The organism is Sphingomonas sp. Sph1(2015) (assembly GCF_001970915.1).
In the GTDB taxonomy this organism is placed as follows: Bacteria; Pseudomonadota; Alphaproteobacteria; order Sphingomonadales; family Sphingomonadaceae; genus Sphingomonas; species Sphingomonas parapaucimobilis.
Genome location: NZ_MQUI01000075.1, coordinates 1 through 10,148, shown reverse-complemented (window position 1 = coordinate 10,148; position 10,148 = coordinate 1). Strand labels below are relative to the sequence as shown.

The 10,148-nt window shown below is 63.5% G+C and carries 12 protein-coding genes and 2 pseudogenes; 4 read left to right on the top strand and 10 right to left on the bottom strand.

Annotation, left to right across the window (positions count from 1 at the left end; translation table 11 throughout):
- Nucleotides 1–160: 160 nt before the first annotated feature.
- On the bottom strand, nucleotides 161–1,048 hold the full coding sequence (locus BSZ14_RS18010) for an EamA family transporter (RefSeq protein ID WP_050811005.1): 888 nt from the start codon (nucleotides 1,046–1,048) through the stop codon (nucleotides 161–163).
- Nucleotides 1,049–1,130: 82 nt separating this feature from the next.
- On the opposite strand from BSZ14_RS18010, the gene BSZ14_RS18005 reads away from it, so the two are divergent.
- The gene (locus BSZ14_RS18005; protein ID WP_010408833.1) at nucleotides 1,131–1,607 is read left to right on the top strand and encodes an Lrp/AsnC family transcriptional regulator; all 477 of its coding nucleotides are present in this window, start codon (nucleotides 1,131–1,133) and stop codon (nucleotides 1,605–1,607) included.
- 209 nt (nucleotides 1,608–1,816) lie between these two features.
- On the opposite strand, the gene istB is transcribed toward BSZ14_RS18005, so the two are convergent.
- Nucleotides 1,817–2,545 (bottom strand): IS21-like element helper ATPase IstB, encoded by a 729-nt coding sequence (gene istB, locus BSZ14_RS18000; protein ID WP_076711958.1) that lies wholly within the window; start codon nucleotides 2,543–2,545, stop codon nucleotides 1,817–1,819.
- Nucleotides 2,532–4,043 carry an IS21 family transposase gene (gene istA, locus BSZ14_RS17995; RefSeq protein WP_078462179.1) on the bottom strand — a complete coding sequence of 504 codons (1,512 nt, stop codon included), beginning with the start codon at nucleotides 4,041–4,043 and terminating at the stop codon, nucleotides 2,532–2,534. Before istA ends, istB begins: the two co-directional genes overlap by 14 nt.
- Before the next feature lie 154 nt (nucleotides 4,044–4,197).
- Here istA and BSZ14_RS17990 point away from each other — a divergent pair, with 154 nt between their 5' ends.
- Together BSZ14_RS17990 and BSZ14_RS17985 are read left to right on the top strand one after the other, a co-directional pair.
- The gene (locus BSZ14_RS17990; RefSeq protein ID WP_139330526.1) at nucleotides 4,198–4,473 is read left to right on the top strand and encodes a hypothetical protein; all 276 of its coding nucleotides are present in this window, start codon (nucleotides 4,198–4,200) and stop codon (nucleotides 4,471–4,473) included.
- A 1-nt stretch (nucleotide 4,474) separates the two neighbouring features.
- Nucleotides 4,475–4,741, top strand: a complete 267-nt coding sequence (locus tag BSZ14_RS17985) for a hypothetical protein (protein WP_056434794.1) — start codon at nucleotides 4,475–4,477, stop codon at nucleotides 4,739–4,741.
- 464 nt (nucleotides 4,742–5,205) lie between these two features.
- Here BSZ14_RS17985 and BSZ14_RS17980 read toward each other — a convergent pair whose 3' ends face one another.
- Together BSZ14_RS17980 and BSZ14_RS19905 are read right to left on the bottom strand one after the other, a co-directional pair.
- Nucleotides 5,206–5,799 (bottom strand): hypothetical protein, encoded by a 594-nt coding sequence (locus tag BSZ14_RS17980; protein WP_139330524.1) that lies wholly within the window; start codon nucleotides 5,797–5,799, stop codon nucleotides 5,206–5,208.
- Complete coding sequence (locus BSZ14_RS19905) at nucleotides 5,792–6,073, bottom strand: hypothetical protein (protein ID WP_056434792.1); 282 nt, start codon at nucleotides 6,071–6,073, stop codon at nucleotides 5,792–5,794. The genes BSZ14_RS17980 and BSZ14_RS19905 overlap by 8 nt, the downstream gene beginning before the upstream one ends.
- 75 nt (nucleotides 6,074–6,148) lie before the next feature.
- Between BSZ14_RS19905 and BSZ14_RS19900 the strand changes: the two genes are divergently transcribed.
- On the top strand, nucleotides 6,149–6,397 hold the full coding sequence (locus tag BSZ14_RS19900; RefSeq protein ID WP_076711956.1) for a helix-turn-helix domain-containing protein: 249 nt from the start codon (nucleotides 6,149–6,151) through the stop codon (nucleotides 6,395–6,397).
- Nucleotides 6,398–7,092: 695 nt separating this feature from the next.
- Here the strand turns inward: BSZ14_RS19900 and BSZ14_RS17965 are convergent.
- From BSZ14_RS17965 to BSZ14_RS19495, 5 genes and pseudogenes are all read right to left on the bottom strand, one after another.
- Nucleotides 7,093–8,046 carry a replication initiator protein A gene (locus BSZ14_RS17965; protein ID WP_056434791.1) on the bottom strand — a complete coding sequence of 318 codons (954 nt, stop codon included), beginning with the start codon at nucleotides 8,044–8,046 and terminating at the stop codon, nucleotides 7,093–7,095.
- Nucleotides 8,043–8,375 (bottom strand): hypothetical protein, encoded by a 333-nt coding sequence (locus tag BSZ14_RS17960; RefSeq protein WP_056434797.1) that lies wholly within the window; start codon nucleotides 8,373–8,375, stop codon nucleotides 8,043–8,045. Before BSZ14_RS17960 ends, BSZ14_RS17965 begins: the two co-directional genes overlap by 4 nt.
- A complete protein-coding gene (locus tag BSZ14_RS17955) occupies nucleotides 8,375–9,028 on the bottom strand; it encodes a ParA family protein (protein WP_056434790.1) in 654 nt (217 codons plus the stop codon). The genes BSZ14_RS17960 and BSZ14_RS17955 overlap by 1 nt, the downstream gene beginning before the upstream one ends.
- A gap of 153 nt (nucleotides 9,029–9,181) precedes the next feature.
- Nucleotides 9,182–9,329, bottom strand: a pseudogene (locus BSZ14_RS20370) (transcription elongation protein SprT); the annotation flags it as partial.
- Between the two features lie 702 nt (nucleotides 9,330–10,031).
- A pseudogene (locus BSZ14_RS19495) lies at nucleotides 10,032–10,148 on the bottom strand (IS5/IS1182 family transposase); the annotation flags it as partial.

Here is a 10,148-nt window from a genome sequence, read left to right as displayed (position 1 = left end):
CCCATAACCCCGTCGCCAGGTGTCCATTTCGAGAAAGCGCAATCGGGAACAGGTTTTGGGAAATGGTGCCGCCCGAGAGGTGAAGTGCCCTCCCTCACCTTCTGTGATCCTGGCTGGGGTTCCCAATCGGGAACGGCACGGGGGCCTCCCGCTCGCCGCATTAGATGGTCAGGGCGGGTTGCTTGGTGGCCGATACCGCGCTGCCTGAAGACGCTGCCATGATGAGCAGAATAGCGAACCATTGAAGTGGCGTCAGCACCTCCCCCAGAACGACAAAGCCGGCCAGCGCCGCAACAGCTGGTGCAGCGCTGAGCAGAATGCCGAAGACGTGGGACGGCAACCGGCGCATCGCCTCCATTTCCAGCGAGTAGGGCAAGGCGCTCGACAGGATCGCCACGGCGAAACCGACAGCTAGGACCAACGGTGCCAGTAAGGCAGAGCCTGCCGTTGCCGCGCCAATCGGCACGGAAATGGCGGCTGCGACTATCATTCCCCAAGCGACCGCATCCCCACCGAGTGCGCCGGAAACGCGCTTCCCATAAACAATGTAGAGCGCCCAGCAGGTCGCCGCGCCGCCTGCAAAAACCAATCCAATCGGATCGAGCGCCGCGCCCGAGCGAAGCGGCAACAGCAGCACAAGGCCGATCACCGCCGCGACGAACCAGACAATGTCTCGCCGCGATCGTGACCCGCAGAGCACCACCATCAGCGGTCCAAGCACCTCGATTCCGGTCGCGATGCCAATGGGGAGGCGAGCGAAGGCCTGATAGATCAGCAGGTTCATCGACCCGAGCATCGCCCCATAGGCAATGAGCGCCGACAGCATGGCGCGAGAGGGCCGCCTCCGCCACGGTCGCCGCAGTGCAAAAAGCAGCAACGCCGCCAGAGCGATGCGCAGGCCTGTGGTGCCGTAAGCGCCGACCAGCGGGAACAGGTGCTTGGCAAAGGCAGCGCCAACATTCTGCGCGACCAAGGACACCAAGACGGCGCTTGCGCCGATCATTGGGGCAGACGGACGATTGGAGGTGGCGGGTGCTGCATCAATCATCTTGTGGGTTATAGTCTCATTTGGGTGAGGCGAGCGCTTAACTTCGGCTTACCGCACGAGACATCCACTCACGGGGGGCTTGATGAGCGAGACAAATTATCGGACTAATCCACTCGACCGCTTCGATCGGGCGATCCTCGACATCCTTCGGCGTGACAATCGCACGCCTCAAAGAACGATTGCCGAGCGGGTGAACCTCTCGCCGGCCGCAGTGCAGCGGCGCATCGCCGCAATGGAAGCTAATGGCACGATCATCGCTAACGTGGCGATTGTTTCGCCGACGCTTGAAGGACCTCGGATCGCCATCGTGGTCGAAGTTCATCTCGTAAATGATCGCTCCGAGCTGGTCGAACCAATCAAGGCGCTGTTCCGCCAGACCGTCGAAGTACAGCAATGCTATTACGTCACTGGCAATGGCGGGTTCGTCCTGATTGTCAGCGTGCCGGACATGGCGAGCTATGAAGTGCTCGCACGTTCCTTATTCGCCGACAACGATGCGGTATCGACCTACCGGACGCTTGTCGTCCTTGATGCGGTAAAGGCACCTGCCGCTCCATGAACCGCGACCGGCCTAAGCTGAGCCTGAGCTTTCCCATGTCAATCGGCGTCCAAAAAGGACCCCCTATCGGCGTGCAAAAGGGACCCCCTTCGTCGAGCAGCGTAACGGGTATGACGGGCGCACTGTTCGTGCTGGTTGCGGCGTAGGGCGGGCGTAGCCCGACCGGAGGCGCAACCAGCACGAAGCGTTCTCTGCCGGTGCCCCAGGCTTCAGCTTCGATGTTTGAAGCGCCAGCTGTCGTTGCCGGTTTCGACGATGTCGCAATGGTGGGTAATGCGGTCGAGCAGCGCGGTGGTCATCTTGGGGTCGCCAAAGACGGTCGGCCACTCACCAAAGGCCAGGTTGGTGGTGACGATGACCGAGGTCTTCTCGTAGAGCTTGCTGACGAGGTGGAAGAGCAGTTGACCGCCCGAGCGTGCAAACGGCAGGTAGCCAAGCTCGTCGAGCACCACGAGATCGAGGCGCGAAAGCTGGGCCGCCAGCGTGCCGGCCTTGCCAAGGCGCGTTTCCTCCTCGAGCCGGTTCACCAGGTCCACTGTGTTGAAGTAGCGTCCGCGGGCGCCGGCTCGTACCACATTGGCAGTGATGGCGGTGGCGAGATGCGTCTTGCCGGTACCCGTTCCACCGACCAGCACGACGTTGCGTTGGCCCGGAAGAAACGAGCCGCTGTATAGCGAGCGCACCAGTCCCTCGTTGATGGGAGTGTCGCCGAAGACGAAGGCGTCGAGGTCCTTCACCGCGGGTAACCTGGCGGCCGACATCCGGTAACGGACCGAGGCTGCATGGCGGTGCGTCGCCTCGGCACGCAGCAGGTCGGTCAGGACCTCCATGGTCGTGCGCTTGCGCTGGAGACCGGTAGTGACCGCCTCGTCGAAAGCGCCAGCCATGCCCTTCAGCCCCAACTCGGTCATGGCCGTCATCATCTCATGCCGCTGCATGGAGACCTCGCAGGCTGTCATAGCGGTTGCAGTCGGCACGGGGCGGATGGCGCAGCGCCAGATCTTCTGGCGTGACAATAGTCAGCGGTCGCGGCGGTTCGCGCCGGCGGGCCAGGATGTTGACGATGACGTCGTCGCTGGCGACGCCGGCCAGCAATGCTTCGCGCACGGCCACTTCTACCGCCTCCAGCCCGTCGTCGAGCACCGCTGCCAGCACCCGCACGAACCGCCGGTCGGCATCGTCGCCGGTGCCAAGCTTGCGCCGCAGTCGTGCCAGCGCAGGCGGCAACTCCCAGCCCTGGAACGGTGCGCCGTTGCGCAGGGCACCCGGCTTGGTCACCAGCACCGGCAGATAGTGCCACGGGTCGTAGATGGTCCGGTCGCGGCCGAAGAACCGGGGATGGTCGGCGACGACTTCACCGTCGCAGCGCACGACGATGCGGTCGGCATAGGCGCGGACCTGGACGGCACGTCGCACCACCCTGGCAGAAACGGAATAGCGGTTGCGGTCGAAGCTGATGAGGCATGTGCCGCTTACCGCATGCTCGCTCTCGTGGAAGCCGTCGAAGGGTGCGACAACAGGCTGGAGCACCGCCCGTTCTGCTGCCCATGCCTGGGCGACTGTCAGCTCCTTCTGCTCGGGATGCTGGTGCAACTCTGCCCAGCGCCGACACTCCGCCTCCAGCCAGCCGTTCAACTCCTCGAGGCCGGTAAATCGCAGGCGCGGCTGGAAGAAGCGACCGCGTGCGGTCTGCACCTGGTTCTCGACCTGACCTTTCTCCCAGCCCGACGCCGGCGAGCAGGCGGTCGGCTCGACCATGTAATGGTTGGCCATGACCAGGAAGCGACGGTTGAAGACCCGCTCCTTGCCGGTGAACACGCTCGTCACCGCCGTCTTCATGTTGTCGTAGATGCCGCGCGTCGGCACGCCTCCGAAGAAAGCAAACGCCCGTGCATGCGCGTCGAACAGCATCTCCTGTGTCTCGCGGGGATAGGCCCGCACATACATTGCCCGCGACGCGCACAGCCGGACATGCGCGACCTTCACGCGCATCGGCTTGCCCGAGATCTCGACGTCCTCGTGGCTCCAGTCGAACTGGTAAGCCTCGCCCGGCCGGAACAGCAGCGGGATGAACGCCGGCGCATTCATCACGTCGCGACGCTGCGCCTGCCGCCAGCGCGCCGCATAACGGCGAACCGCGTCGTACGAGCCATCGAACCCCTCGCGTAGCAGCAGGTCGTGGATGCGCGTGAGGCGCAGCTTCTCGCGCCGCGGCCGTGCCTCATCTTCCTCCAGCAACGCATCCAGTCGCGCCTGAAACGGCCCCAGCTTCGGCAGCGGCTGCACCTCTCGCCGATAACCCATGTCCGCTTCCGGCGCCCGGATCGCCTTGCGCACCACCTTGCGCGACAGGTGCAGGTCCCGCGCTATCGCCTTGATGGCCTTGCCCGACGCGTGCTCGCGCCGGATCCTCAACACCGTCTCCAATACCAGCATCCCGATCTCGCCGCCTGACACACCGCCAAGCGAACAGCCTAGAACACCAGGATGAGGGGTCCCTTTTCGACGCCGATCACCCCGCTAACGGGGTCCCTTTTCCACGCCGATCCACAGCTGGGAGCTGGGCGGGGCCGAGCCGCCGGTGGTTCTGATGGCGAAGCTCCGGCGCGACTACGATGTCGATCCCGAATGGGTGATCCTGGGCGAGGATACCATTCCTCGAAGCTACTACGGCCCGGTCGACTGGGACAGGCTCGATCGCCTGCGCGCCGACGTGGACGCCGTCTGCAGGGACGTAGGGCTGAAGCTGCCTGACGAACGCAGCCAAGCGCTCGCGCGCGTGATATACGACGGAGGAGCGGACGCGGGTGCTGCCAACCGCAAGCAGCTGCGCGGTACGCTGCTCGCCTTGTCGCTGGGGGACTGAGATGGGCAGATCCAGAGATGAACAGCTGGCGGCCTGGACGGCCGAGACGCGGCGGGTCGGGTTCAAGCGGCGCAACTGGCCGGTCGTGCGCCGACTGGCAGCGCTGTGCACTGGACTGCTGCTGGCAGGTCTGGCGGCCCGTCTGCTGGGCTATGCCCCTGCCCTCGCGGCTGCCTGCTGGATCGCCGCAGCTGTCACCAGCGCGGTCATGCTGATCTGGTTCTTCGACCCGCGCCGCTTCCGCGCACGGCCGTCCGGCAGGTCCTGACCGCACGGAAGCAGACGCGAGCATCCGGGCTCGACATCGGCTGCTGCTGGCACACCGGCCTTGTCCATGACGCCCGACGAGAGATGAGCCTGTGCTCCCAGGGGAAGCAGCGCACGGGTCGGTTGCTTGCGACCCTCATGTCGCTGCGCAGCCGGTGGATCACGGCCACCGTAGCGCTGTAGCACCCTTGTAGCACGTCACGAGGTAGCTTTCGCGAAACCCGCAGCACGGCCGATATCCTGCTACATCAATGATAAATCACGATCTTATTCTCTGAACACGGCCGCTATCCATAGCGTGGTGTGTGCTCCTTCACTGCGCGATCCGGACGCTGTGGTATCGATGCCGTGGTGCTTCGGTATTCATTCCGGCTTCCAGCGGGGCATCCGGGCCGGCGTGTCAGCCGGCCAGCAAGCGAACTATCATTCTACCCGGACCGCCTACTCGGCGGTACGCCAGCGGGTTCAGCGCGGGATCCGGAACATATCGCCTGCCACCGGCGCTGCCGCTGCCAGAATCTTCTCAGCGGCACGACGCTCGCGCGCTTGGGCGCGTCGCTCTTCGGCAATCCGGGGATCGCTGGCTTCCGCCTCCAAACCAGAGGTAGGGTCCGGTGCCTCCATCACCCGGATCCCTTTGCCACGTTGGGCCACGTCCTTGCGCCTGGCGCGCTCCTGCTGGACCGCGCTGGTCATGTCGGATCTCAGAAGGACGTAATCGGGTTCGTACCGATGCTGGCGCATCAGCTCAGCGAGCGCGTGAACGGCGAGGTCGTCACCGACCGCGGCATGAACCGCGCGCAGCCAGCGCGGCGAGGCGTAGCGATGCCGCAAGGTCCAGAGCCCTCGCCCCATCTCGGTCACGAACAGGGCCACCCAGAGGACGAGCATACCCCGTCCGGCGACGACCGGTCTGGCGCCGATCGCCTTGGCGATACCGATCGTCACGATCAGCATCGGCAGGAAGACCACGACGCTGATCGCATAAGGGACGACGTTCAGCTGGCTCACCTCCCATCGTGCGATCAGCCGGTCAGCCACCGGGACGCGCTCAGTCACGCCAGGGATCATGGCTGCTGGCCGACCAGCTGTCGTGATGCTGGAAATGGTCATGAGCACCGCTGTCCCAGCGATCGTGGCGCTGCCAGTCGGACTCGTAATCGTGCGACCGGGTAGAACCGTAGGGATTGCCGGCGACGTCGGGGGTCCCCGTTCCCGCGATGGTCGGCAATCCGGTCGCCGGATTGATGTCCGTGCCGTGGTTGCCGATCCCCAGACGGTCCGGGAGCGTCCAGTCTTCGAACCAGGTAGCGATGCGCTCGAACAGTCTCATGTCAGCACTCCCGATCGGAAGCCTGGACGATATACGCTTTCCGCATATCCCTCAAGCCGGTCTAAATGCTTCTGGGTGCCCGCCTTCTCTGTTCCATCAGACCTGCACGCCCGCATCGTCGCTGCGCTGACCGTGGCACGGCGGGACGCCATGCTTCGTCAGGTCGACCTCGCGAAGCGGCTCGGATGGCAGCAGGCCTATGTATCGCGTTACGAAACCGGCGAGCGCCAGTTGAGCGTGGATGAATATGTGGCGGTCGCCTTGGCGATTGGGGTCGATCCGGTGGCATTGCTCGGCGAGCTTCTCTCTCAAAACTGCTCGTAATCACAGCTCAGGAACGCCCATCGAGGCCTGCCCAGGCGCATCTGCCGGCGATACCCCCCACCCGATTAACGTCGCGAACATCTGTTACGATGCCGAACGCGAGTTCGCTGGCCTCTACGATCCAGCGCGATCGCACACACCGATGAAACCGACGATCGGTTCGGGGTATCTCCCTGCCCTACCCTTTCAATGAGCGTGACGCCGACACATACACACCGCGGGATCGGCTTGGCTTCTCCCGGAAGCCTGCGGCCGTTAGGCCGCTTCTGTGACGGCGAATAGCCGGCACGTAACAAAAGCGCATTGCTCTTGGGCAATTCCGCTCCGAATCTCCTTTTCGCCTCTTTGATCCATGCTGTGGGGTTAAGTGATTCTGTTAAATAGGAATTGTTAAGAAGGTTAAGGGGTCCAAAAACCGGAATCTTTCTCGCATTTTCAGTAGCCTACGGGAATGCCTGGTGGGCGAAACCCCGTGATTCGGTGGGTGAAACCCCGATAGTGCGGTGGGTAAAACCCCGAAGTAATGGTGGGTGAAACCCCGAGTCAGACGCCCCGGAAACCGCGTACTCGGATCGGTTATCCATGGGCTGAGGGGTTGTTTGCCATCGGAAGCGGCGTGCCAGCGACTGCTGCAAGACTGTGCCGGGTGGGTAAAACCCCGATAGTCGGGTCAGCGGTGGGTGAAACCCCGATAGTCAGCGTCGCCCGGCGAGCTGGTCCATCCGGGCATCCACCTCCGCGGTGCGCCGGCGATCGGCGTCAAAGCGCGCACGCCGCTCCTCCTCCGCCCGCATCTTCTCTGTCAGCGCCAGCGCCTCGGCCTCACCGCGGCGTCTGAACTGGACGGCCGGACTCCTGTCGGTCGTCTCCGCCAGCTCCATCGCATAGTCGGGGAGCTGATCGGCCTCGATCACGCGCCGGAGCATCCGGTTAAACTCCTTGGGCTGGGCGTCGCTGCCGGTCTTGTCGCGCAACACCTCGACCCGGCACAACCACCCACCCTGCTGCGAGCCGACATGCTTGCGCGCGATGCGATACAGCGCCCGCTCTAGCCCCCCAGACAGGAGGAAATAGTCGGGGTGCATAGTCAGCAGCGACTTCTCGTTGACGATGCCCTCGTAAACCCAGTCGGATAGGGTCAGCGTCATCCCACGCGGCTGTTCGGTGTCGGCGTCGGTATCGAACGTCCAGCTATCAAGCCAGTTGAAGCCCGCCTTCTGCCTGCGCTTCGTCGCCCGGATCGACGTCGTGATGGATGTGGTCTGAAGCCGGAGCAGCGCGGCTTGCAGCTCCTGATAGTCCCTGCCCCCGGTGCTGCGCTTGATTGCCCGCAACAGGTCGTAAGGCGTCGTCGTCAGCGTACGCGGCAGGTCGTTCAAGCCCTGCTGCTTCATGCGGTTCAGCGTGGACGCCGCCCAAATCAGGATATCGGCGTCCCAGATCGTCGCCATGCCATAGTCGGGGATCGCCTGGACGCGCACCCATGCCTCGCCATCCAGGCTTTTATACTCGATCGGCTTCAATCGTTTGCGCTTCTGAAGCGAGAAGAATGGTCGCTCCATGACCTCGCGTTGGTCGCGGAGCGGTAGGTCGCCCAGCGCAGGGATGAACAGGTCAAACTCGGGGTTGGGATTGCGCCGCTTGCTCATGGCGCGAACCTGGTGTGCCCCCGCTTGACCAGATACTGGCGGAGCAGGCGTTCGGTGATGACGGTAAGCGGTTCCCCGCCCTCCTCGACGCTGAGTTGACGCAACGCACGGTGCATGTCTTCGGGAATATGGATCAGCACCGGCTTCTTGCCGGGATGGCTGCTGCGCTTGGCCGGCGCTGCCGACGTCGGCGTGCCGGCGTCACGACGCGGTCGACGTGCGGGTGCAGACTGCTGAGGCATGGGGACAGGCTCGACGGCGGGCGCCGGTGCCCGTTCTTCGGGCTGGTCATCGAAGATGCCGGCCAGCGCGGAAGGTTTTCTTGCCATCATGCCATCTCGCTTACTTGCTTAGTCGCATAGCCGCTTAGTCGCTTAGCCTCTTCATAGGCGCTTCGCAGTTCTGCTGCCGCTTTGCTGTCCGGCTCCGTCTCAGTCGCTGTCCGACCAAGGGGCGTCGCCTTGTAATAGTCCTTGCGGAAATGGAGGCGGCTGTCGAACAGCGTCACGCCCTTTGCCGCAAAACCGGCGTGAGCCTCCTGACCCTCCCCGCCCTGGTGTGGCACTTGGGTCAGGATGACCGCGAATGGCGTGCCCGCCTGCTGGACCTGCTTCACGGTCTGCAACACCGAATGAACGTCTAGCCCGCGCGGCGCGACAGGGATGATGACGAAATCCGCCTGCTCGGCCGCGAGCATGGCGATGTCTTTCGAGTTCGCCGGCGTGTCGATGATGATGAGGTCGATCTTACCGCTGCTTCGCCCGCGCGAGACGTGGAGCGGCAGGCCGGCGACGCTGCTGTCCTTCACCATCACGTCGTCCATGTCGCGACGTTCCGACCAGTAGAGCGCCGACCCTTGCCGATCGTCAGCATCGAGGATCACGACGGACGCCCCCTCGCGCGCTGCCTCGACGGCGAAGCCGGTAGAGAGGGTCGTCTTGGATTGACCGCCCTTCTGCGCGATCACGGCCCATACCTGCATGACTGCTACTCCCACTAAGCGGCTAAGCGACTTATGCCGCTTAGCCGCTTAGTAGTAAAGCCAATTAGTCGCTTAGCCACCGTCGCCCATTCGGCGTCTTGAGCAAATGGTGACGCATCGGCCCATGATCGATGACGGGCAAAGCGGCGTGCCGAAATGCCTGTCGCCGCTGCACCGATTGTCCAGCACGCGCCGATCGCCTCGCCCTTGGCACCGCGACTGATGAAGCCGATCGCGCCGCGCATTTGGGAGGGCAGGGGAGCATCCAGCGCCTCGAACAGTGGGCCATGCCGGTCGCCATCCGGTTCGGTCAGCTCTCGCGATTGTCCTGTTCCATAATCCTCTCCTGGCAAATCGCTCTTGGGCGATGGCCAAAGCCATCGGCCCTGCCTCGTGGCGAACAGCGGGCGGTGAGGGGACAGCGGGCATCTGCCGGGATGGTGCGGGCGCAGCGCAGCGAGCCACAGCTCGGCTGATTGCCGTTGCTGGGAGGGGGAGTCATGCCCACTTCCCTCATAAAAGCGACGTTACAGGCTCGCTGGCGTCGTTAGGACGCGTGCGCGCGCCGCGCGAGTGATCGTCACCTGCTAGGAATGAGCCGCCGATCGGCGGCTCGATCGAAGCGCAGTGGAGATGGAGCGCGGTCCTACACGGGACGCGGGACGCGCCGACACTATTCCATGCGGCTAAGCTGCTAAGCTGCTAAGCTGCTAAGCTGCTAAGCGGCTAAGCGGCTAAGCTAGGCCGGCTTCCATTGAGATGGTGTTTTGAAATCCTTTCATTCAAAAATTGGCAGTCAAGTTCGTTCCTGACGGCTCAGCCAGTCTGTGCTGGTTGGACCTGTGTTGCGGGCTGTGGAGGATCAATCCGCTTTAACTCATAAAGCGTCGCCGCTGCTGTAGCCATAATTGCCTGAAAGCGAACCTGCCACTCGCCGTATAGCCATGGCTTATTTTCAAAGTCCTCAATAGCTACTATTTGCTCCGCAACCTTAGAGCCCGACTCATAATTCGAGTTTTGCGATACGGCGTGTCATGCGCCTGATGGAAGCGATGATGAGCCAGGCTTCGGCGGAGGCGACGGACGCCTCCCAATCTTTGGCGAGACGCCGACATCGGTT

Bases quoted from the DNA above. Each gene is read 5' to 3' on its own strand.
- BSZ14_RS18010 (WP_050811005.1), bottom strand. From the start codon at position 1,048: ATGATTGATGCAGCACCCGCCACCTCCAATCGTCCGTCTGCCCCAATG.
- BSZ14_RS18005 (WP_010408833.1), top strand. From the start codon at position 1,131: ATGAGCGAGACAAATTATCGGACTAATCCACTCGACCGCTTCGATCGG.
- istB (WP_076711958.1), bottom strand. From the start codon at position 2,545: ATGCAGCGGCATGAGATGATGACGGCCATGACCGAGTTGGGGCTGAAG.
- istA (WP_078462179.1), bottom strand. From the start codon at position 4,043: ATGCTGGTATTGGAGACGGTGTTGAGGATCCGGCGCGAGCACGCGTCG.
- BSZ14_RS17990 (WP_139330526.1), top strand. From the start codon at position 4,198: ATGGCGAAGCTCCGGCGCGACTACGATGTCGATCCCGAATGGGTGATC.
- BSZ14_RS17985 (WP_056434794.1), top strand. From the start codon at position 4,475: ATGGGCAGATCCAGAGATGAACAGCTGGCGGCCTGGACGGCCGAGACG.
- BSZ14_RS19905 (WP_056434792.1), bottom strand. From the start codon at position 6,073: ATGAGACTGTTCGAGCGCATCGCTACCTGGTTCGAAGACTGGACGCTC.
- BSZ14_RS17965 (WP_056434791.1), bottom strand. From the start codon at position 8,046: ATGAGCAAGCGGCGCAATCCCAACCCCGAGTTTGACCTGTTCATCCCT.
- BSZ14_RS17960 (WP_056434797.1), bottom strand. From the start codon at position 8,375: ATGGCAAGAAAACCTTCCGCGCTGGCCGGCATCTTCGATGACCAGCCC.
- BSZ14_RS17955 (WP_056434790.1), bottom strand. From the start codon at position 9,028: ATGCAGGTATGGGCCGTGATCGCGCAGAAGGGCGGTCAATCCAAGACG.